This is a genomic window from Aquamicrobium sp. NLF2-7, assembly GCF_022359935.1.
GTDB classification, from domain to species: Bacteria; Pseudomonadota; Alphaproteobacteria; order Rhizobiales; family Rhizobiaceae; genus Mesorhizobium; species Mesorhizobium lusatiense.
The window spans coordinates 97,028-118,704 of sequence record NZ_JAKSED010000002.1 but is presented as its reverse complement, the minus strand read 5'-3'; the positions used below and the strand labels follow the sequence as shown (position 1 = coordinate 118,704).

Here is a 21,677-nt window from a genome sequence, read left to right as displayed (position 1 = left end):
GGCTTCGTGCCCTGTCTCCGGAGAATGCTCTGAACCATGTCGCCCAGTTCGTCACCATCACCTATCCGGCTGAATGATCTTACCCATCCCATCGTCGCCGGGCTGATCTCCGTCATCGTCAACTATGGCGGGACGTTCATTCTGGTTTTCCAGGCCGCACGGGTTGCGCGCCTTAGCCCGGAACTGACGGCATCCTGGGTATGGTCGGTCTCGATTGGTGTCGGGCTGACCGGGCTGTTCCTGAGCTGGCGCTACCGGGAGCCGATCATCACGGCCTGGTCAACACCGGCTGCCGCCTTTCTTGTCACGGCGCTTGCCACCACGTCTTATGCGGAAGCGGTCGGCGCTTACATCATCTCTGCTGTTGCCTTCGTTCTGCTCGGCATGTCGGGATATTTCGAGAAGGTCATTCGATTGATCCCGCCTGGCATCGCCTCGGGCCTGCTTGCGGGCATATTGCTGCAATTCGGAGTCGGGGCCTTTGGCGGCGCGAGCGTCGATCCGGTGCTGGTCGGTCTGCTGATCCTCGCCTATGTGCTGCTCAAGCGCATTTCCGCGCGTTATGCCGTGGTCGGCATCCTCGTAATCGGTCTTGTGTTTCTGCTCTGGCAGGATCGCGTCGATCTGTCGGGCCTGCAATTGAAGTTCGCCATGCCGATCTTCACCATGCCGCAGTTCACGCTGAACGCGGCATTGAGCGTCGCGCTGCCCTTGTTCCTCATCACACTGACCGGCCAGTACATGCCGGGTATGCTGGTGCTTCGGAATGACGGGTTCAGGACGAGCGCCAACCCCATCGTGACCGTGACCGGCCTTGGCTCGCTTGTCATGGCCCCTTTCGGCTCCCATGCGTTCAACATCGCCGCCATCACGGCCGCCATCGCCACGGGCCGCGAAGCGCACGAAGACCCGTCGAAGCGGTGGATCGCCGGCATTGCGGCAGGCTGCTTCTATGTGCTGGTCGGCGTGTTCGGCGTGACCCTTGCGGCGGTATTCATGGCGTTCCCCGCCACGTTCATCACCACGCTCGCGGGCCTCGCGCTGCTCGGCACCATTGGCGGCAGCCTCGCGGGGGCGATGGCGGAACCGGCATCGCGCGAAGCGGCGCTCATTACCTTCCTCGCCTCGGCCGCCAACATCAACATGCTCGGCGTCGGAGGCGCGTTCTGGGGGCTGGTGATCGGCCTCATCGCATACATGGTGCTGAACGGACAGCTTCCCGGCAAACGGGCTGTCGAAACTGCGATCACCGAAGGCGCGGCAGAGTGAAGACCATGCAGCCCCATCATTTCGATCCAGAGCCAGGTCGTTCATGCTTGCCTACATGCAGCGTGGTCAGCGTTTTTGCGCGTAGACGACGAGGCGCAGATGCTGTCCGCCATCAACGGTAAGCGATGTGTGCTCAAACTCCATGGGCTTCCCCCCGACACGGATCACCCGGGTGCCGGTGCAAGGCGCATGGACGTCCTGACTGCGCCACCAGCCTTTGAACGCGCGCGAAACCGCCTCCAGTTCCGCCACCAGCCTTCCGGCATCGGCATCTTCCCGTGCGGCGGCGAAATCACGGCGGAAGCTCGCCAGCATTGCCGGCGCCTGTTCTTCCCAGTCAACGATGGCATCGCGCAGCGCGGGATCGGTAAAAAGCAGCCGCAGCATGTTTCGCTGGCCGGGTTCATGGCCATTGAACCCGAACAGCGAGTCGGCGGGATCATTGAAAGCCAGCACGTCCCAGCGCAGGTTAATGATATAGGCGGCGTGGGGAGCAAGGTCTTCCACCAATCGGGCGGCGAGTGCCGGCACGATGCAGAACGTTTTGCCGGGTTCTGCCGGCGGACGCTCGTGGGCGAGCAGAAACAGATGCCGTCGTTCGGCGGCATCGAGTTTGAGCACGCGGGCAAGATTGTCGAGGAAATCGGCAGAAACCCCAATCTCGCGGCCTTGCTCAAGCCATGTGTACCAGGTCAGTCCGACACCTGCGAGGGCGGCAACTTCCTCCCTCCGCAGCCCGGGTGTTCGCCGACGCTTGCCGGATGGAAGGCCAACGTCTTCCGGTAACAGCCGCTCCCGGCGCGTGCGCAGGAAATCGGCAAGCTCTGGTCGGGTTCGCTCAAGGGTGCGCATCGGTTCGCCCATTACAAAAAGCAACAGCATAAGCAGTTAAATTGTAAAAGGATAATGTCCGTGGAATCGCTGGTGCGTCAACACACGAGGACGCCAGATGAGTTCCGAGGCCTGCACCACCGAACGCCTTTCCCCCATTCCTCCCGAAGCTGTCCGGCGGCCGCCATGGCCTGGCCTGTTCATTCTGCTGCTGGCCGGGTTCGTGACGATTTTCGATCTTTTCGTGGTCAATGTCGCGATCCCTTCCATGCAGGCGGAACTCGGAGCGAGCCTGTCGCAGATCGGGTTCATCGTGGCGGGTTACGAACTGGCCTTCGGCGTCCTGCTGGTTACAGGCGGGCGGCTTGGCGATCTCCATGGGCGGCGGCGGCTGTTCATTCTCGGCATGGCCGGGTTCACAGTCGCATCGCTTTTTTGCGGGATTGCTCCAACCGTGGAAATCCTGATCGGCGCGCGCGTATTGCAGGGGCTGGCGGCGGCGTTGCTCTTCCCGCAGGTTTATGCCTCGATCCGGGTGAATTTTTCCGGCGAGGACAGCCGCCGCGCCTTCGGCTTTCTCGGCATGACGCTCGGGCTTGCCGCCATTGCAGGACAAATCGTCGGTGGCTTTCTGGTTGAAGCCAACATCTTCGATCTTGGATGGCGCACGATCTTCCTCATCAACGTGCCTGTCGGAATATTCGCAATCCTGATGGCGCGGTTCATACCGGAGACGCGCTCGCCTGAGCGTCCGGCGCTCGACTGGCCGGGTGTGGCTTTGGTTACCCTAGGGCTGACGATGCTTCTCGTGCCGCTGGTCGAGGCTACGACACATGGCTGGCAGCTCTGGAGTTTCCTGTCGCTTGCCGGGGCTGCACTTTTGCTCACCACCTTCTATCGCCATCAGGAACGTCGCCGCAAAACCGGCCATCAGCCTCTCGTCGACATGGCGCTGATGCGTCGGCCCCGCTTTGCCCAGGGCGGATTGTTGGTGCTCCTGATCTATTCGACGGCCTCATCCTTCTTTCTCTGCTTCGCGCTTCTGGTGCAGACGGGTTTTGGCCTCAGCCCCTTCGATGCAGGCAGCGCCTTCGTGCCCTGCTCCGTAGCTTTCGTCATCCTCTCGCTCAGCGCCCCGCGCCTTGTCGCACGTTTCGGCACGCCTGCCATTGCCCTGAGTGCGCTGGTATATGCGGCCTCACTCGGCGTGCTGGTAGTGCAGGTGTGGATTGCCGGCGCCGATCTTGTGGTGGCACATCTTATCCCGGTGCTGATCGTCATCGGCGGGGCGCAGGCGATGATCATGACACCTCTGCTCAACCTCGTGCTCGGCTTCGTGGAGGAAGGTCAGGCCGGAATGGCATCGGGCGTCATCTCCACCCTTCAGCAGGTCGGCGCGGCGCTTGGCGTGGCCCTCGTCGGCATCCTTTTCGGTGCAGCGCTCGGGGAGGGTGCCGAATTACAGGCCGCGCGCTACGCCTCGGCCTTCGTCTCCGGCATGAGCTACAATGTTGCGGCGGCCATCCTGGCAGCGATCCTGCTGGCACGACTGGCAGTTCATGGACGGTGGGCAACAGCATGAAGGCGTTTCTTGCACGCGCGGTGACCAGAGCCAAGCTTGCAGATTAGCCGTTGTGTCGGGGTTGTTTGGGAAAGAAAAGCCCCAGCGATGCGCAAGCGGTTTCAGTTGTTTTGCATCGTGGCTGCGGGTCAGCGCCGGCGTCAAACAGCTAGGCCATTCTCGCGGCGTACAGTACTCCCAAGCGAAACCGGAGGCGATAAGGCGGCAATGACCGCGTCATCCTTCCGCGATAACATCGTTGGATGCGGCTTCTTCGGTCCCTTCGGCAAGTCTGCTGTCGAGGTCTGCTTCTTCCGCTTCGGTACTGTCTTCTGGTTGATCGTGTAGCGCCTGGTCAGCCCCCTCAGGCTCTCGTGATTATGTTGTATCGCTCGACGCAGCACCTCTGTTGCCGTGGCGCGCCCATGAGGCACCGGGCCCATAGCGCATCCTTCCATTGCTGCGAAAGATTGCATCATAAAATCCTGAATCAAACACCGGGGATGCAGGCGGTTGGGTCGAGCGGGATTTGCTTTCTGCGGTCCGAGTCTGGTCGTCCGAATTCACATCAACGAAGGCGCACACCGCATATTTCTACTTAACAACTCATACGGAGCATGGGTTGTTACCGTGTGATTTAATATTAGAATTTATTTCTAATAAACACATACGAAGAAGTTCGATATTCCTCGCAGGGCGCTTTGAAGCCTCTTGCATTAGCCCGTTTGCGGCGCTACGAATTTGTTGAGTTACTAAATATATGACTTAACATGGCACATCGTGATCGGAGGATGCATGACCATAGACGAGGCCATTACGCTATTCGGACGGGAATGCGAGGCTATCTGGCTGACCCAGCCTGAGGAAATTCGCGTCCTCTCACGCGGGGAAAGCGTGCAGGGCGTCGGATCCAGAGGGCAATATCTGACCCCCCTGATCTTCGCGGAAGGCACAGCCCGCTCGCTGGCCGACGAAACGCTCTGGGTCATTCACCTGATGTGCGACCGCCCGGACACCGATCTGGCGACGCTCAAGGTCATGATCTCGGAGCTGGTGGGCCGCAAGGCGGGCTTCTTCGAGCTGTTCGGGCTCGAGCACGCCGCGGGCCTCGTCCGCACTTATATCGGGCTTGCCCAGACCACACAGGATTTGGCCGAACTTCAGCGTCTGACCGACGCGGCCCTTGCCTATGCCAACCGCGTCCATGTCTGGCTCGACGCTGCCTTTCCCTGGGGCGTCTGCACCGGCTTCATGCGCGCCGGCTATGGTACGCGCAACGCCGATGGTCTGGAAATGGGAGCAAAGTCATGAAGCTGATCCTCAACATGGCCGGGCGCGACACCTGTACCATCGAAATCTGGGAGGATCGCTATCCGGCGGTGGCCGAAGCGCTGCGCAAGATATTGCCGGTCACCAGCATTGCCCAGCACGGCAAGATCGTGGGCGACCTGCTCTATTTCTGCCTGCCGGTGGTGATGCCCAACGAAAAGCCGCAGACGCTGACGGAAATCTGCAAGGAGCGTCGCGCCGTCAAGGGCACGGCCGGCGGTTCGGTCTGCTTTTACGGCCCGCGCCAGCAGATCTGCATCTATTACGGCGATGACGTGTCGCCGGAGCCTTTCGAGCTTTCCTATTGCGGAGAGATCATCGAAGGGGCGACCGAAATGGAGTTGGCTGCCGTCAAGACCTGGACCAGCCCGGGCGTGCCGCTGACCTTGCGGCTCGCCTAGAAATAACCGTGTTCCCGGTGGGAGGCGGCTTGTGAACATGAACAAAAAAGGGGAAGTCATGACGCATCGTATGAACTGGCTGGCAAGGACCGGCCTGGCAATGGCAGTAGCGGCGACGCTGATGCAGGGGGCAGGCACCCCTGCATTGGCGCAGTCGCAGGAGAACGTGATTTTCGGCTTCTTCGCACCGTTGACCGGTCGCTTCGGTGCCAATGGCGAGCGCTTCAAGGAAGCGGTCGAGCTGTTTGTCGAGCAGACGAACGAAAGCGGCGGCATTGGCGGCAAACCGCTGGTCGTCCTGACCGAAGACGATCGTGGCGAGCCGATGCAGGCGACCGCGATCGCGCAGAAGTTCTCCGAGAACAAGGATGTCGTGGCGGCCATCGGCTCGTTCACCAGCGGCAACTCCATCGCGGCCGGCGAAATCTTTGCCACGGCCGGCGTACCGCAGGTTAGCCCGTCATCCTCGCATCCGGATTATACCAAGATTTCCAAATACCAGTTCCGTATTCCCAACACTCAGGACACCATGTCCCTGATCTATGTGAAGACGCTGGAAGAGAACGCGCCGCATGAGCGCGTAGCCATCATCTACTTCCAGGACGACTGGGGCATTTTCGTCGGCAACGCGACCAAGAAGGCGCTCGAAGCCGACGGTTCGGAAGTTCCGGTGTTTGAAGCCATGCTTCCCGACGCCCGCGATTTCCGTCCGCTGGTGACCAAGCTGCGTCAGGCCAATGTGGACGCCATCCTTCTGGCCAGCCACTACGGCCCGTCGGCCACCTTCCTGCAGCAGCTGCGCCAGGCGGGCCTCCAAACGCCGGTCATCGGCCCGGAAACCCTCTACAATCCGGAGCTGATCACGCTGGCCGGCGATGCAGCCAACGGTGTCATCACCACCACCTACTTCTTCCCGGGCGATCCGTCGAAGGCGAAGTTCGTTGAAGAATACAGCGCCAAGTTCGGCCGCGAACCGGACCTCTGGGCTGCCTATGCCTACGACGCCATCTCCATCGCTGCGGCCGGCGCCAAGGCCCTTGCCGATGCAGGTCAGCCGATCACCCGCGAAGCCCTGCGTGACGCCATCGACAACCTGCCGCCGTTTGACGGCGTTACCGGCGTTACCGAATTCGTTGATGGAACGCCTGCCAAGGACCTGACGATTCTCAAGATCCAGGATGGCGCTTACACGCTGCTTAAGTGATCTCCTCCTGCGCCTGATATTCCGGAGGGCCTTCAGAAGGCCCTCCGACGATCTGCCCGTGACCCCTTGAGGTTTCCCTTCCATGTTGGAACTCTTTTTCAGTCAGGTCCTTAACGGGATCGTGATCGGCTTCGTGTACGCCATGATTGCACTCGGCTTCAGCCTTGTGTTCGGCGTCGCCAATATCATCAATTTCGCCCAGGGCGCGCTTTTGATGCTGGGCGCATTCCTGACCTTCACCATGGTGCGGCTCCATGTGCCGCTGGCGTTAGCCATACCACTGGCGATTGCCATCACCACGGTGACGGGCATGCTCATCGAGAAACTGGCTCTGCGCCCGCTCCAGAATGCGCCCTATATCGCTCCGCTTCTGTCGACGCTGGCGATCGCCATCATCTTCGATGCAGGCGCAGAAATGATCTGGTCTGCGGAAATCCAGTCTTTTCCTTCCCCTCTTTCAAGCTTCGTGATCCTGATCGGCTCAGCATATATTACCGGCGTCGATATACTGATCGTCGTTTTGTCGCTGGTCGTCATGGCGGCGCTGATGCTGTTCCTCTCACGAACCTGGACAGGCAAGGCGCTGCGCGCCACCGCCCAGGACCCGGAAGCCGCGCAACAGATGGGCATCAACGTTCCGCTGATGCGCCAGTTCTCCTTCGGCCTTGCCGGTGCCCTTGGCGCGCTGGCCGGCGTGCTGATCGGCATGTACTACCTGTCGGTATTCCCGCAGATGGGCATTCCCTTCGGCCTCAAAGGCTTCGCGGCGGCGCTGCTCGGCGGTCTCTCCTCGGTCCCCGGCGCTATTGTCGGCGGCATGCTGCTTGGCATTTTTGAAAGCCTGGCTTCGGGCTATGTCGGCGAAGGCTGGCGCGATGTCACCGCCTTCAGCGTGTTGCTGCTTGTTCTCATCGTGCGTCCGCATGGTCTGTTCGGCAACAAGTCGCTCGACGCCCTCGGCGGCGCATCTGGCGCATCGGGCGGCATTCCCACAACCTCCGTCGTTGCATCCATGGCCGGCTCGACCGGCAGGACCAAACAGCGTGTCATCGATGCGCCCCTGCCGGTTCTGCTTGGCGTCATCGCACTCTTTGCCCTGCTGCCGGTGCTGAGCGGTTCTAACTACCTGATGCAGATCGGCGTGCAGGCCGCGATCTACGCAATGCTGGCCGTTTCGCTCACGCTGCTGACGGGTTCGGCCGGCGTCATCTCCATCGGCCATGCCGCGTTCTTCGGCGTCGGCGCCTATGCCGCAGCGCTGGCGAGCGTAGCCTGGAGCATTCCGGCAGAAGCCGCGTTCCTGTTCGCCGGCGTGGCGGGTGCTGTGTTCGCGGCAGTGCTCTACGCGCCGACGCTGCGCCTCTCGGGCCATACCGTCGGCCTTGCGACACTCGCCATCGGGCAGATCGTCTATCTCGTGTGCCTCAACTGGGTCGACCTGACCCGCGGGCCCATGGGCATACCCGGCGTGCAGCGGCCATCGCTGCTCATCGGCGGGCTCGACATGCGTTCACTGTCGGCCCAGTACTGGCAGGCGCTGGTGGTGCTCGGCATCGTCGTGGCCATCGCCTTTGCGGTGCTGAACTCGCCGATCGGCAGAACCTGGCGTGCTATCCGCGAAGACAGGCTGGCGGCTCATGCCTCCGGAGTCCCCGTGGCACGCTACCTGACGCTGGCATTTCTCGTCTCCGGCTTCCTTGCCGGTCTGGCTGGCGCACAATTCGCGTTCCTCCAGAACTTCGTCAGCCCCGACAGCTTCATCATCGACACATCCATCGTGCTGATCTCCATGATCGTGCTGGGTGGGCTCGGAAACATTACCGGGGCGCTGATCGGAGGCGTGGTGCTTGCATTGCTGCCTGAAGTTCTGCGCGAATTCGCCGAATACCGCATGGTCGCCTATGGCCTCATCCTTCTCCTTCTTCTGCGCTTCCGTCCGCAGGGACTGGCAGGAACCCGATGAACACAAACGCAAACCAGAACCAGCCAGGCACGCTGACCATCAACAAGGTCAGCCGGCGTTTTGGCGGCGTGGTCGCCGCCAACGCGCTGGACTTCACGATCCCCAAGGGCGAATTCCTCGCCGTCGTGGGGCCTAACGGGGCCGGCAAGTCGACCCTGTTGCAGATGATCAGCGGCATCATTCGGCCCAGTGAAGGAGAAATCCTGCTTGGCGACCGGCGCATCGACAGGTTGCGGCCGGAGGCGATCAACGCACTGGGCATCTCACGCACCTTCCAGACCAGCCGCGTCTTCCCGATGCTGACCATTCGCGACAGCATTATGGTCGGCACTCAGGTTGGCCTGATCGGAGGCGGCCGTGCCCCGCGCAAATATGGACCGGTGACCGAACTGATCTCCGCGCTTCTTCGCCTTCCCGCCTATCAGGCGCGGGTCGCAGCATCTGAAAAGCGCGTGGAAGAGGTGATGGCGATGTTCGGCGACCGACTTCTGCCGCGCCGCAACGAACAGGCCTTTTCCCTGTCCTACGCCAATCGCCGGCGTCTGGAGATTGCCCGCGCGCTGGTGCAGGACCCGGACATTCTGTTGCTGGATGAACCCGCAGCAGGCATGAACCCGACCGAGACCGACGAACTGACCGAGGTGCTGGCGGATCTGCGGCGCAGACGGCCCGACATGACCATTGTCATGGTCGAGCACAAGTTGCAGGTCGTGCGCCAGCTGGCAGAGCGCTGCATCGTCATGGCCATGGGCACGGCCATTGTAGATGCGCGGCCCGAAGCAGCGTTGGAAGATCCGCGCGTCATCGAAGCCTATCTCGGCACGCGACGCACAGCCGCCGCATTCGGAAAGGTGAATGCCGATGACTGATACCCCGAAGAAAACCCCGCTTGCCTCACTGACCAATGTGGATGTGTTCTACGGCCCGGTGCAGGCGCTCTTTGGTGTCACCGTCACCGTCATGCCGGGTGAAACAGTGGTGGTCCTTGGCGGCAACGCGTCGGGCAAGTCCACCACCGTCAAGACCCTTCTGGGTCTGGTGAAGGTGGCCTCGGGCGAGGTCGTTTTCGATGGCGAAAGCGTTAACAACCGTCCCGCCTACCAGATGATCGAGCGCGGCATCGGCTCGATCCCCGAAGGCCGTCGCATGTTCTCGGAAATGACCGTGCTCGACAATCTCAAGCTTGGCGCTTTCGTGCGCCGGGGTGAGCCGAAGGCGGTTCTGGATGCGCAGATCGAAGAGGCCATGGTGATGTTTCCGCGTCTCGCCGAGCGCCGCAACCAGATTTCCGGCACCATGTCCGGCGGTGAACAGCAAATGCTCGCCATGGCCCGTGCCTGGATGCGCAAGCCGAAGTTGCTCTGCATCGACGAGCCGTCCATGGGCCTGTCGCCTCTCTTCGTTGACCATGTCTATGAGATCCTCTCCAGATGGAAAGCGCAGGGCCTGACCATCCTCATGGTCGAGCAGAATGCCAATATGGCGCTGTCCATCGCCGATCATGGCTATGTGCTGAGGCAGGGGCATGTCTCCGTTGCAGGCACGGCAGCTGAACTGCGCGACAATGACGAAGTCCGTCGCGCCTATCTGGGAGGATGAGAGAGATGCAGATGGACCGTGACCTGCTTTACAGGCTGATCGAGGCTGCCGTCGGCGCCGTGGACAGCCATTGGCAGGAGTTGACCGCACTCGATCAGGCCATTGGCGACGGCGACCACGGCGCGGGCATGAAGCGCGGCTTCGACGCCGTGATGGCCGACGCCGATAAACTGGCCGAACAGCCTCTGCCTGCAACCCTGACTGCAATTGGCCGGACGCTGGTGATGTCGATGGGCGGGGCTTCCGGTCCGCTTTACGGCACCTTTTTCATGGAACTGGGCAAATCATTGGATGCTGCACCGGATCGGGCGGCGCTGAATGCGGGCTTCGCCCGCGCACTTGCCGCTGTTGCTGCCCGTGGCAAATCCGAACCCGGCCAGAAGACCATGCTGGACGTACTGGCACCCGTCTCGGCAGCGCTTGATGCGGGAGCGGACGCCGGCACCGTTGCGCGTGTCGCGCACGACGCTGCCGAAGCAACTGTCCCCATGCAGGCCCTGCGCGGCCGCGCAGCCTTTCTGGGCGAACGCTCCGTTGGCCACATGGACCCCGGCGCGCGGTCGTCATCACTGATCATTGGCGCAGTCTGCGCCGTTCTGGAGGAGCAATCGGCATGAATGTCGGAATTGTGATCGTCTCGCACTCATCCAAGGTAGCAGAAGGCGCCGCCGACATGGTTCGCCAGATGGTTGGCGACCAGCTAAGCGTGGCCTATGCCGGAGGTGACGAATCCGGCGGGCTCGGCACGAGCGTGGCCAGGATCATGGCTGCAATCGATGCAGCCTGGAGCGACGCGGGCGTGGCTATTCTCGTCGATCTGGGTGGAGCAGAAACGAACAGCGAGATGGCGATGGAAATGCTGCCGCCCGAACGACAGGGCAAGGTCGTGATCTGCAATGCCCCTATCGTTGAAGGCGCCGTCATCGCTGCCACCGAAGCGTCTGGCGGGTCTTCACTTGAAAAAGTTCAGGCCGTTGCCGAAGAGCTTTCGGCCCAGTAAGGAAACTTCGATGTCGCAGGACTACCTCGTCGCCTCCGCCGTTCTGACCAATGACGCAGGCATGCACGCCCGTCCCTCGGTCAAGCTCACGCAATTGGCACGGTCCTTTACCGCAAATATCGAGGTGGCGACCGACAGCGCCGGCCCCTGGGTCGACGCCAAGAGCCCTGTCAAGCTGATGCGGTTCCGGGCGCCGCAGGGCGCTACGCTCTGGTTGCGGGCTGCGGGCGAAGATGCACAACGCGCCCTGGATGAAGTGCTGGCGCTGGTAGCCGCCAATTTTGGTGAAGGTGCGCATGGCTGAGATCGTCTTCTCCGGCATTCCAGCTTCAAAAGGTCTGGCTCTGGGGTATATCTGGCGGCCAGCCACGGAAGCCGCATGTGGCGAGGCCACTCAGGGGGACGCTGCTCTGACCGGGGGCGATGCTGACGCCCTGCGCAAGGCCATTGTTACGGCGACTGGAGACCTGTCTCAGCTTGAGGGTACGCTCTCCGGCGAAGAAGCAGAAATCGTTGGCATGCAACTGGCATTCCTCAGCGATGACGAACTGGCCCGCCCCGCTTTTGAAGCGATAGAGGCCGGGCAATCGGCTGTCGTCGCATGGACAGAGGTCATGAATGCCGAAATTGCCACGTATGAAGTGTCCGACGACGAATATTTCCGCGCCCGCGCCATCGATTTTCAGGACATACGTGACCGGGTTCTCGCCGCTTTGACGGGCGTGCAAAGCGGTGTGTTGCTGGTTCCCAGGGGCGCTATTCTGCTCGCCTCGGATCTGAGACCCTCCCAGTTTCTCTCCGCGCGCTGGGGCGCCGGCTGCGGCATCGCCCTCACCGACGGCAGCCCGACAAGCCATGTCGCCATGCTGGCGCGGGGTCGCGGCTTGCCGATGGTGGTGGGGCTGGCCGGCGAATTGCAGGACCTCGAAGGCCCGGCTCTTCTCGACGGAACCACTGGAATTCTCGTTTCCGGACCCGATGCGGAGCGGCTGGCGGCGGGCAAGGCTCGCCTTGAAGCCGATTCGGCAGCCCGTAAACAGAGCGCGGCGCTGGCCGGCGAACCCGCTCGCAGTCGTAACGGCATTCGGGTAGCCATCCATGCGACCATCGCCGATCCCGCAGAACTCGATGGACTTGACCCGGGTCATTTCGACGGCATAGGTTTGGTGCGAACGGAACTCTTCCTCGACAGACTCGAAAAACTGATGGACGAGGAAACGCAGTTTGCCACATACCGGCGCATCCTGACATGGGCTGATGGAAAGCCCGTCACCGTTCGAACGCTGGATGCGGGTGGCGACAAGCCGATCAAAGGTTATACCGCCGTCAATGAGGCCAATCCCTTCCTCGGGATACGCGGCATCCGTCTCTCGCTTCGTCAACCCGAGGTGTTCCGTGTGCAATTGCGCGCTCTGGCGCGCGCTGCAGCTTACGGCAAGCTCAGGATCATGTTGCCGATGGTGACGTTGCCGGACGAAATCACCACGGCAAGAGAATTGCTCGACGCCGAAATTACCGCGCTTGCCGCCGCAGGCGTGGAACATGGCCGCCCCGCGCTTGGCATCATGGTCGAGGTTCCGGCCGTCGCCATCACGCCAGAGCGTTTTGACGCCGATTTCTACTCGATCGGATCCAACGATCTGGTGCAATATACCTGCGCGGTTAGTCGCGACGAGGCAGGGGTTGCGCATCTCGGCTCGGCAATTGACCCGTCTGTTCTGGCCCTCATCGCGCGTGTGGTCGAACATGGCCGCGCAACCGGACGTGAGGTGAGCCTTTGCGGTGACGCCGGCAGCGATCCGCGAATGGTGCCGCATTTCCTCGCCGCCGGCCTGCGTTCACTTTCGGTGCAACACGGATTGGGAGGGGCCGTGAAGGCGACCATTGCGGGCCTCGATCTTGTCGATCACAGGGCAGGGCAGGCATGAGCGGCCCGCGCATTCCCAGACCCGTCCGGCAATACAAGGAAGTTCTGCGCCGGATACTGGACAGCCGGCCATCGGGCACACGCCAGCGGCTGGCCGTTGCCCTGGGAACCAACCGGTCCTTTGTCTCGCAGATCAGCAGCGTGTCATACAAGGTGGCGGTCCCGGCGCATCACATCGATACGATTTTCGAGGTCTGCCATTTTTCACCCACAGAACGGGTCGAGTTCCTGACTGCCTATGACGCGGCACATCCTGACCAGCGCAAGCAGTCCGGCGGCAGCGTTGCACGGCGCACCATTCAGGTCGTTGTGCCGGACATGGGCAGCGAACGCGCCAACCGACTGGTGGATGACGCCATACGCGACATGGCCCGCAACATTATTCTGATTTTGCAGGAAAAATAGCCTGCCAGGAGGAGGATGTTTCATGAAGAAGCTGATCAACGACATCGCCAATGTCCTCGACGAAAGCCTTGACGGTTTTGCCGCCGCCCACGCGGATCTGGTCGCGATGGACCCCGGCCGCCGCTTCGTGCAACGCCGCACGCCTGCTCAGGCCAAAGTCGCACTCGTCTCCGGTGGCGGATCGGGCCACGAACCCCTGCATGCCGGCTTTGTCGGACTGGGGATGCTCGATGCCGCGGTCCCCGGCGCGATTTTCACCTCGCCCACTCCCGACCGTATCGTTGCCGCCATCGAGGCGGCCGACACGGGCGCAGGTGTTGTCCTGATCGTCAAGAACTACGAAGGCGACGTGATGAACTTCGAGATGGCCGCGGAAATGGCCGAAGGCCAGGTCGCGCGCGTTCTGGTTGACGACGACGTGGCGGTCGACAACTCGTCCTACACCATCGGGCGTCGTGGGGTTGCCGGAACGCTGGTGGTCGAGAAAATCCTCGGCGCCGCCGCCGAAAAGGGCATAGCGCTGCCAGACCTCGTCGCTCTCGGCGCCCGTGTCAATGCCGCAACCCGCAGCATGGGCGTTGCTCTCTCCTCCTGCACTGTGCCCGCAGCCGGCATCCCGACCTTCCAGCTGGGAGAAGACGAGATCGAGGTCGGCGTCGGCATTCATGGCGAGCCGGGTCGCCGCCGCGCGCCGATGGCTTCTGCCGACGCCATCGTCGCCGAATTGCTGAAGGCGATCCTCGATGATCTCAAGCCCGAGGCTGGCAGCAAATGCCTGCTCTTCGTCAACGGCTTTGGCGGCACGCCTTCGGGTGAACTCTATTTGGTGTTCAACGCCGCTCGCAAACGTCTCGAGGCCGAAGGTCTCAGCGTCGCGCGCAGCCTTGTCGGCTCTTATGTCACCTCGCTCGAAATGGCAGGTTGTTCACTGACGGTCACGGTGCTCGACGATCAATTGACGGCGCTGTGGGACGAGCCTGTGAGCACTCCGGCGCTGCGCTGGTAATTTCCGCTTCCGTCCGTCCGGTGTCAGCTTCGCCGGATCCGATCTTGTCGTATGTGACAAGCTGATCCATGACCCCGATTGCAACCGATGCGCCATTGGTCCCGCTACTGCCAGCCGGTGATCGCAAATCGCCGGCCGTTCGTCTCCGACCAGATGCGCGATTGCCTCGCCGCTATCGGCGAGGTGGCCTGTATCAGCCTTTCACACACGGGCAGGTGTCGTATTCCATTGGATTGGGTTCTTACTCGCGTTGTGTGATTCAACGACAGCATTCTCACCCTCATGAATTCCGTGACGGCGTGACCGCAGAGGGCTCTGTTCGATCCGATTGTTCAGGTATTTGTTCTTGCGTATCTGGATCGGCTTCAGCCGGCGCCGGGAGCGATCCTGGCAACCTGCGGAACGCTGGCTTCAAGTTACGTATCAGCTGCCGCGCTCATTTCTGCTCTCATCGCATGGGTTTGAATGCGCCCATCTCAGGCCTGTGCGAAAACGTGAATGGCTTCACGTGGCAGGCGGGCATGCAGCGCCTGTCCTGCGGCAATGGCTTTTGCCTGCTCGGCCTGGAATTCGACATCGCCGAGCCTGAAAGCCAGAACGTGCCGGGCCCCCTGATAGACACTGTCGAGCATCTCGACCGTATGGATTTCGGTGGGGTCACTTTCCGTGTTGGTTTCCCCGATTACGATCTCTTCCGGGCGGATTGCTGCCTTGACCAGTTCCCCAACGTCCACGCCGTCTATGGCGGGTGCAAGGATCTCGATGCCGCCGGCAAGGCCAAGCGTCAGTGTGCGTTCCTGCCTGCGCAGAACACGAGCTTCGAAAATGTTGTTCGAACCGACGAAATCCGCGACGAACGGCGAGGCCGGCTGCTGGTAAATTTGTTCGGGGGTTCCAACCTGGACGATGTGGCCTGCTTCCATCACCACGATACGATCGCTGAGCGCGAGCGCCTCGGTCTGGTCGTGCGTGACGTAGACTGTGGTCACGCCCGTGCGTCGTTGCAGGTCACGCAGCCAGTCCCTTGCCTTGTCACGCAGCTTGGCGTCGAGGTTGGACAGTGGCTCGTCCAGCAGCATCAGGCGAGGACCGTAGACGAGGGTGCGCGCGAGCGCGACGCGTTGCTGCTGGCCGCCCGACAACTCACCGGGATAGCGACCCGCGTAGCGGTCCATGTCTACAAGGTCGAGTGCGTGCGCGATCTTCTCACGCGCGACAGCGCCGGTGATCCGGCGGATGTCGAGGGTGAAGGCGAGGTTCTGTTGCACCGTCATATGCGGCCACAGCGCATAGGACTGAAACATCATGCCGAGATCACGGAACCGCGGCTCCACGAAGATACCCGCGTCCTCGTCGTAGAGCACACGCCCGCCGACGGTGATCCGTCCGGCGCTGGGCCGGTCGAGGCCGGCAAGGGCATTGAGCGTGGTCGACTTGCCACAACCGGAGGGGCCCAGCAGGGTGATGAACTCGCCTTCTGCAACCGAAAGCGACAAATCGTGCAGGATCTTCAGCGCGCCGATCGTGCGGCTCATGTTTTCGATGACGATGTCAGCCATTTAACTTGACTCCGAACAGGCGGGTGAAAACGAGCAGCAGCAGGCTCGTCAGCACGATCTGGATCACGGCCAGCGAGGCGACGATACCGGTGTAGCCCGGCACCCAGGCGTTGAGCATCGCCATGGAAATCACCTCATTGCCGGGGCGATAAAGGAAGATCGCCGCCGCATATTCCTTGAAGAAAAGGATCATCAGCAGCGCAAAGCAGGACAGGAACGCCGGCTTGAGGATGGGGGCAATGATGCGACGCATGATGGTCATCCATGACGCACCGGCAACGCTGGCGGCGCGGTCGAAGTCCTTCGTGACCTGCAACATCGCCGGCGCCACGATGCCGTAACCGGCTGGCAGATGGCGGATGACGTAGGCAAAAGCCAGAACCCAGAGCGTGCCGCCGAAAACAGAAAGGCCCGGGATGAAAATCACCGCATAAAAGACGCCGAGGCTGACGATCAGGCCGGGCACCGCGCGGGGCAGCTGCACGGTGAGGTCGAGCAGACGGGCGAGGCGATAGCTGGAACGCTGCGCGACGAAGGTGATCATTCCGATGATAACAGTGCCGACGAATGCGCCGCCGATGGCGATCACAACGGTGTTCCAGATCGCGCGCTGGTAGCTCGGGTTGAACAGCACATCCTGATAGTTTTTCAGCGTAAGCACATCGAGCGGGTTGATGTAAGGGGACAACACCATGACGAAGGAGCGCAGGAACAACCCGAACACCAGTGCCACGATCCCCAGCAGAACATAGGAAAGCGTCGCCCCGAACACCCACCACTTCCATGCGCCGAGGTCCATCACCTGCATGCGGCTTCCTTTCGGACCGATGCTGAGGAAGCGATGGCTGCGGCGCAGCACGAAGGTCTGCGCAGCAACCAGCAATGCGACGAGTACAAGAAGCACCAGCGCAGCCGCGGCTACGAGGCCGTAATCCGGCCGTCCGTCCTCGAAGCCCTTGTCATAGATGAAGGTCGTCAAAAGCTGGATGCCGGACGGGCCACCGAGCAAAAGCGGGATCGCAAACATTTCCAGTGCTGCGACGATGTTCATCGCGAGCGAGAAGATCAGTGCCGGCCGCATCATCGGCAGTGTAATGCGGCGCATGATCCGCACGGGCGATGCACCGGCTACCTGCGCCGCCTGTTCCAGCCGTGGGTCCTGCTGCCTTGCCGACGACAGGCAGTAAAGGATCGTCATCGGCGCCATCGACAGGCCGGAGATGAGCGACAGGCCTGTGAGCGAGTAGATGTTCCACGGTTCGCTGATGCCAGTAATACGTGTCACCAGTGTGGTGATGTAGCCCGTCGGTCCATATGTCAGGATCGCGCCGAAGCCGATGACAAGCGGCGACACAAAAATCGGCCACAGCAGGATGCTTGTCAGCAGTCCGCGTGCCGGGATGTTGGTCCTGGCCACCACGATCGCCAGCCCGATCCCGAACACCATCGAGAAGATGATCGATATCGCGCAGAACAAAAGCGTGTTGCCGGCGAGTTCCGATATTTCAGGCAAGCCGAAGAGAGTGCGGAAGTTGCCGAGGGTCAGGGAGCCCTGCCATGCGTAGAGAGGCATGGGGCTGAACGCCTGAAGCAGTAGCGGCACCAGGGGCACCATGACCAGCGCGACGCATGAAAGCATCACGGCGTGCTGGATGAAAGGCTCTGCCAGGCTCCTTCCCGGGCGTGCGCCCGGGGATATCGGCCCGACGGAGAGGGTAGCGGTTGGCGCTGGCACTGAACCGTATCTCTCTTGCATGTCGCGTCGTTACTTCTTGGCGAAGAATGCGGCCGACCACTTCTGGGAAAAGGCTTCGCGGTTCGTCATCAGTTCCGGGTCGTACTCGACGATGAAGATGTTTTCCTCGCCGACCTGCTCGCGGATCGCGGTCAGGCTGTAATAGGGCACGTCATCGTTGGAAATGTCGTCGCGATAGGGCGTGAGGCCGTTCTTTGCGAGCGCGATCTGGCCATCACGTGACAGAAGGAGATTCATCATCAGCTTGGCCGAGGCCGGGCTCGAGGCTGCCTTGGTCAGCGCCAGTCCGCGCATGGAAAGCATCGTGCCGTCTTCGGGAAAAGCCCAGCCGACAATCGACGACATTTCCGGTGCGCTCAGGCGCGGAATGTTGACCCCGGAGAGGAACATTCCAAGCGCGTACTCTCCGGATATGACCTTGTCGCGGATGGTGCCCGCACTGCGCTCCGGCCGCGAAGCAGCGCCGATGGCTTCCATCTGCGACCAGCTTTCCGGATGGTTCTGATCCCAGGTCCAGAAGAGTGACAGGCCGAACGGATTTGCCGCTGCATCATATGTAGACACCTTGCCTTTGTAGTCGGGAGCGAGTGCCGCGATGTCTGCGATTGATTTCGGCCATTTGTCTTCCGAGACCACAAACTTGTTGTAGGCAATGATGATCGGGTCGACAGATGCGGTATAGAGACCCGGCAGCGGCCTGCTCCAGTCTGGCAGGGACGATGCCTCCGGCGACACATAGTCAACAATCTCGCCCTTTTCGGCAAACTCCAGCCAGCGGTCAACACCCGCGGTCAGGATAAGGTCTGCCGTGCGGGTCGAGGTCGAGCTTTCCGCGTAATATTTCTCCCAGAGGTCGCCGCCCATATTGGTGGTTTCGACCTTGATCCACGGGTACTGGGCGTTGAATTTTTCCAGCGCAGCCGTCCAGAATTCGGGCTCGAGGTTCGAGTAAATCAGGAGGCCGGTTTCGGCCTTGCTCGCCTCCACGAGCTCTGCCTGCTCATCGGCGAAGGCATTTGTGCCGGCAACCAGCAGAGCAGCGGCTGCAACCCATCCAGTAAAACGTCCCATTGTGTTCTCCTCTAATTTTCTTGTGTCGATCCGCCCATTTCGGATCGCTTTTTCCAACCCCGGTGTCAGTCGGCCAGCGGGGAAACCTGGCTTTCAAGCAATGCACGGGAGCGCTCGATGTGCCGGCGCATCAGCAACGCTGCGAGTTCTCCGTCCCGTTGGCGCAACGCATCCAGAACCGCAGAATGCTCGGCATGCGCGATGCGTGTACGGTCGGCGAGGTCCGGCCATACACGCCGGTAGTAACCGCGTGCGCGGCGCCACAGGTCAGTTGCAAGCAGGCTCTGAAGCTCCGAATTGTCGGCTATCTCTGCCAGCCGGGCATGAAAGTCCCGGATCGGAAGTGGCCGGCTTTGCTCGCCGTGCTCAATGAGAGGAAGCAGCGACCGCTCGGCCTCGAGCATCGTTTCAAGCTCATCGATCTGCGTGTCGGTGATCCTTGCCGCGGCACGACGGCAGACGATCGCCTCCAGCGCGGCGCGAATTTCGTAGAGCTCGGAAACCATACGGGCGGTCAAAGGAACAACACGCACACCGGCGTAGGGCAGCCGCTCAATGAGCCGCCGCTCTTCAAGCAGCCGCATCGCTTCACGAAGCGGGGCACGGCTTACACCAAACCGTGTTGCGAGTTCCGCCTCCCGCAACCTCTCACCCTCAGCGAATTCGCCTGAGATGACCGCGTCGGAGATGATCTGCACGATCTGGTCCGAAAGGGGGGCTGAATTATCCACATCTCACCTTTGTCGACAAAACTGCGAGTTCTCTAAAGAAATGCGGTAAAATCTTTGGACGTCAAGCCTGTTTTAAGAGGATTGCGAAAATTTAGTCGACAATCTCGATTATCTGTGGTGAGTTGCCGCCACAATGAAGCAGCGGAGCTTGCCTTGACTGAGAGTGTGAAATTTGTGTGCTCGTCCGGCGCTGTCGGAAGCGGCATCCACCTGCCGGCCTTCCGTGCCGCTATGGAGCGGCAACCGGATTTTGTCGCGTCCGATGCTGGTACGATTGATGCAGGCCCATACCACCTCGGCGTCGGCAAAGGCGCCTACGCCACCGAGGCCATGCGGCACGATCTTGAGATACTGCTGACCGAAGTGCCGAAGGGCACACCTGTTCTCGTCGGGTCCGCCGACACGGCAGGCGGCGACCCTCATGTCGATCGTACGCTCGACATCATCAAGGACATCGTCTCGCAGCACGGGCTGAAGCGCCGCATCGCGGTGATCCGTTCAGAACTTGATCCGGCGATGCTCCAGAACGCCTATGATGACGGACGCGTGGTCGCTCTCGACCATGCGCCTGCGCTGGACCGCGACGGCATCGGCCGTTCCACGCGCATCGTCGGCATGATGGGAGTCGAGCCGCTGCAGGAAGCGTTACAGGAGGATGTCGACTTCATTTTGGCCGGCAGATGCAGCGATTCAGCCCTCTTCGCCGCTCTGCCCATCATGCGCGGCATCCCTGAGGGACTTGCCTGGCATGCCGGCAAGATCGTCGAATGCGGCACGCTGACCTGCGAGACCTACGGCAAGGGCGCCATGTTCGGCGAGTTGTTTGCCGATCACGGTATCATCACCCCGCTGGGCGAGGGCCTGCGTTGCACGCCTCAAAGCGTAGCCTCGCACAGCCTGTATGAAAACGGCGATCCGTATCTGCATCGCGAGTCATCGGGAACGCTCGACATCACCGACGCGCAGTTCGAGCAGTACGATCCGGTCAGCGTTCGCATTTCCGGCGCTCGCTACATTCCGGCGGACAGGCCGAGCATAAAACTGGAAGGCGTCGAGTTCGCCGGCTATCAGTCGATGCTTATGGGCGGCATCAGGGATCCGTTCATCATTCGCCAGTTCGACAAATGGTTGGCGGAAGTGAAAGATGAGGTGCGCCAGCGCGCCGCGCGCCTTTTGGGCGATGTGCTGTCGCCGAAAGACTGGCGAATTGACACGCACGCCTATGGGCACAACGCCGTGATGGGGGCTCGCGAGCCTTCCCACGCGCATCCGCCGCACGAGATCGGTCTCGCCTTCTGTCTTTCGGCGCCGACCCAGGAGCTTGCAAACAAGCTGGCAGAACTGAGCCGGCAGCCCCTGCTGCATCACCCGATTCCCGAATGGTCGGGCTCGATCACGGGCTTCGCCTGCCTGTTCAATCAAGCCCACGTAGAACGGGGACCGTATTGGAGGTTCTCAATGCACCATGTCCTGCTTCCCGCGCCGGACGAAACCGTTTTCCGCAGAGAAATCCTCACTCTCGGTTGATCGATAAAGGCAGCCTCCTATGAAACTGAGCGATTGCACCGCGCTGATCCGCAGCAAGAACGCCGGCCCGTTCTCCCTCACCTACGACATCATGTTCTCCGATGAGGCTACTTATCAGCATGTGAAACGTTCCGGCGTTATCACTTCCAAGGCCATGGCCGAGAAGATCGGTTGTGATGTCAACGATATGAAGTTCTTCGTCTGTGACAACGCGCTTGCGTTCAAGTTCACGATCCCGAGGTTGCTTCCGGCCGGTGACCCTGCTGATGCCGACCTTCACGGCGGCCAGCAATTCGCGCCGCTGATGGATATCGAGGTTCCGGAATTGTCAAAGTAGTGTGTGATCGATCCACACCATGCATGTGTCATGCGGCCGGCTGATGTTCCGTGGGCTGGTTTGTGCGGATGCCCGACCGTTAGAACTCATTGATGACGATCATGCTTCCGAAGCAGCAGAGGCATCCCACCATTGACAGATAGTTTGCAATGCAACCTGTCGCAAGAGGTATACCGGGCCCAAGATGCGCGCGGCCCATCA

21 protein-coding genes and 2 pseudogenes are annotated in these 21,677 nt (G+C 61.3%); 16 read left to right on the top strand and 7 right to left on the bottom strand.

The window, feature by feature from the left end:
• Positions 1-36 precede the first annotated feature (36 nt).
• On the top strand, positions 37-1,269 hold the full coding sequence (locus tag MIC97_RS17430; RefSeq protein ID WP_239801276.1) for a benzoate/H(+) symporter BenE family transporter: 1,233 nt from the start codon (positions 37-39) through the stop codon (positions 1,267-1,269).
• A 66-nt stretch (positions 1,270-1,335) separates the two neighbouring features.
• Here MIC97_RS17430 and MIC97_RS17425 read toward each other — a convergent pair whose 3' ends face one another.
• Positions 1,336-2,133, bottom strand: coding sequence for a helix-turn-helix transcriptional regulator (locus MIC97_RS17425; RefSeq protein ID WP_239801275.1), 798 nt, complete (start codon positions 2,131-2,133; stop codon positions 1,336-1,338).
• An 85-nt stretch (positions 2,134-2,218) separates the two neighbouring features.
• Here MIC97_RS17425 and MIC97_RS17420 point away from each other — a divergent pair, with 85 nt between their 5' ends.
• Positions 2,219-3,682: an MFS transporter gene (locus tag MIC97_RS17420; RefSeq protein ID WP_239801274.1), complete on the top strand. Its 1,464-nt coding sequence runs from the start codon at positions 2,219-2,221 to the stop codon at positions 3,680-3,682.
• Between the two features lie 200 nt (positions 3,683-3,882).
• Here MIC97_RS17420 and MIC97_RS17415 read toward each other — a convergent pair.
• Positions 3,883-4,104: pseudogene (locus MIC97_RS17415) on the bottom strand (IS481 family transposase); the annotation flags it as partial.
• Between the two features lie 352 nt (positions 4,105-4,456).
• Here MIC97_RS17415 and MIC97_RS17410 point away from each other — a divergent pair.
• The 12 genes from MIC97_RS17410 (at position 4,457) to dhaK (ending at position 14,495) form a co-directional block, all read left to right on the top strand.
• Positions 4,457-4,972, top strand: coding sequence for a hypothetical protein (locus MIC97_RS17410; RefSeq protein WP_239801273.1), 516 nt, complete (start codon positions 4,457-4,459; stop codon positions 4,970-4,972).
• Entirely contained in the window at positions 4,969-5,391 is a 423-nt protein-coding gene (locus MIC97_RS17405; RefSeq protein ID WP_239801272.1) for a DUF3830 family protein, read from the top strand. The genes MIC97_RS17410 and MIC97_RS17405 overlap by 4 nt, the downstream gene beginning before the upstream one ends.
• A 58-nt stretch (positions 5,392-5,449) precedes the next feature.
• On the top strand, positions 5,450-6,595 hold the full coding sequence (locus MIC97_RS17400) for an ABC transporter substrate-binding protein (protein ID WP_239801271.1): 1,146 nt from the start codon (positions 5,450-5,452) through the stop codon (positions 6,593-6,595).
• An 82-nt stretch (positions 6,596-6,677) separates the two neighbouring features.
• Complete coding sequence (locus tag MIC97_RS17395) at positions 6,678-8,558, top strand: ABC transporter permease (RefSeq protein ID WP_239801270.1); 1,881 nt, start codon at positions 6,678-6,680, stop codon at positions 8,556-8,558.
• Entirely contained in the window at positions 8,555-9,427 is an 873-nt protein-coding gene (locus tag MIC97_RS17390; RefSeq protein ID WP_239801269.1) for an ABC transporter ATP-binding protein, read from the top strand. Before MIC97_RS17395 ends, MIC97_RS17390 begins: the two co-directional genes overlap by 4 nt.
• Entirely contained in the window at positions 9,420-10,157 is a 738-nt protein-coding gene (locus MIC97_RS17385) for an ABC transporter ATP-binding protein (protein WP_239801268.1), read from the top strand. Before MIC97_RS17390 ends, MIC97_RS17385 begins: the two co-directional genes overlap by 8 nt.
• Positions 10,158-10,168: 11 nt before the next feature.
• Positions 10,169-10,774, top strand: a complete 606-nt coding sequence (gene dhaL / locus MIC97_RS17380) for a dihydroxyacetone kinase subunit DhaL (RefSeq protein ID WP_239801468.1) — start codon at positions 10,169-10,171, stop codon at positions 10,772-10,774.
• Positions 10,771-11,157, top strand: a complete 387-nt coding sequence (gene dhaM / locus MIC97_RS17375) for a dihydroxyacetone kinase phosphoryl donor subunit DhaM (RefSeq protein WP_239801267.1) — start codon at positions 10,771-10,773, stop codon at positions 11,155-11,157. The genes dhaL and dhaM overlap by 4 nt, the downstream gene beginning before the upstream one ends.
• A gap of 10 nt (positions 11,158-11,167) precedes the next feature.
• On the top strand, positions 11,168-11,461 hold the full coding sequence (locus MIC97_RS17370) for an HPr family phosphocarrier protein (RefSeq protein ID WP_239801266.1): 294 nt from the start codon (positions 11,168-11,170) through the stop codon (positions 11,459-11,461).
• On the top strand, positions 11,454-13,085 hold the full coding sequence (ptsP, locus tag MIC97_RS17365) for a phosphoenolpyruvate--protein phosphotransferase (RefSeq protein WP_239801265.1): 1,632 nt from the start codon (positions 11,454-11,456) through the stop codon (positions 13,083-13,085). The genes MIC97_RS17370 and ptsP overlap by 8 nt, the downstream gene beginning before the upstream one ends.
• The gene (locus tag MIC97_RS17360; RefSeq protein ID WP_239801264.1) at positions 13,082-13,489 is read left to right on the top strand and encodes a hypothetical protein; all 408 of its coding nucleotides are present in this window, start codon (positions 13,082-13,084) and stop codon (positions 13,487-13,489) included. Before ptsP ends, MIC97_RS17360 begins: the two co-directional genes overlap by 4 nt.
• A 22-nt stretch (positions 13,490-13,511) precedes the next feature.
• Positions 13,512-14,495, top strand: a complete 984-nt coding sequence (dhaK, locus tag MIC97_RS17355) for a dihydroxyacetone kinase subunit DhaK (RefSeq protein WP_239801263.1) — start codon at positions 13,512-13,514, stop codon at positions 14,493-14,495.
• Between the two features lie 315 nt (positions 14,496-14,810).
• Here the strand turns inward: dhaK and MIC97_RS17350 are convergent.
• The 5 genes and pseudogenes from MIC97_RS17350 to MIC97_RS17330 all read right to left on the bottom strand — a co-directional run.
• Positions 14,811-14,885, bottom strand: a pseudogene (locus tag MIC97_RS17350) (IS6 family transposase); the annotation flags it as partial.
• Between the two features lie 86 nt (positions 14,886-14,971).
• Positions 14,972-16,054 carry an ABC transporter ATP-binding protein gene (locus MIC97_RS17345; RefSeq protein WP_239801262.1) on the bottom strand — a complete coding sequence of 361 codons (1,083 nt, stop codon included), beginning with the start codon at positions 16,052-16,054 and terminating at the stop codon, positions 14,972-14,974.
• Positions 16,047-17,693, bottom strand: coding sequence for an iron ABC transporter permease (locus tag MIC97_RS17340; protein WP_239801261.1), 1,647 nt, complete (start codon positions 17,691-17,693; stop codon positions 16,047-16,049). The genes MIC97_RS17345 and MIC97_RS17340 overlap by 8 nt, the downstream gene beginning before the upstream one ends.
• A gap of 126 nt (positions 17,694-17,819) precedes the next feature.
• Positions 17,820-18,881: an extracellular solute-binding protein gene (locus MIC97_RS17335; protein WP_239801260.1), complete on the bottom strand. Its 1,062-nt coding sequence runs from the start codon at positions 18,879-18,881 to the stop codon at positions 17,820-17,822.
• Between the two features lie 65 nt (positions 18,882-18,946).
• A complete protein-coding gene (locus MIC97_RS17330) occupies positions 18,947-19,612 on the bottom strand; it encodes a GntR family transcriptional regulator (protein ID WP_345773562.1) in 666 nt (221 codons plus the stop codon).
• Between the two features lie 54 nt (positions 19,613-19,666).
• On the opposite strand from MIC97_RS17330, the gene MIC97_RS17325 reads away from it, so the two are divergent.
• Complete coding sequence (locus MIC97_RS17325) at positions 19,667-21,139, top strand: acyclic terpene utilization AtuA family protein (RefSeq protein ID WP_239801258.1); 1,473 nt, start codon at positions 19,667-19,669, stop codon at positions 21,137-21,139.
• A gap of 19 nt (positions 21,140-21,158) precedes the next feature.
• On the top strand, positions 21,159-21,476 hold the full coding sequence (locus MIC97_RS17320; RefSeq protein WP_239801257.1) for a DUF4387 domain-containing protein: 318 nt from the start codon (positions 21,159-21,161) through the stop codon (positions 21,474-21,476).
• Positions 21,477-21,677 lie beyond the last annotated feature (201 nt).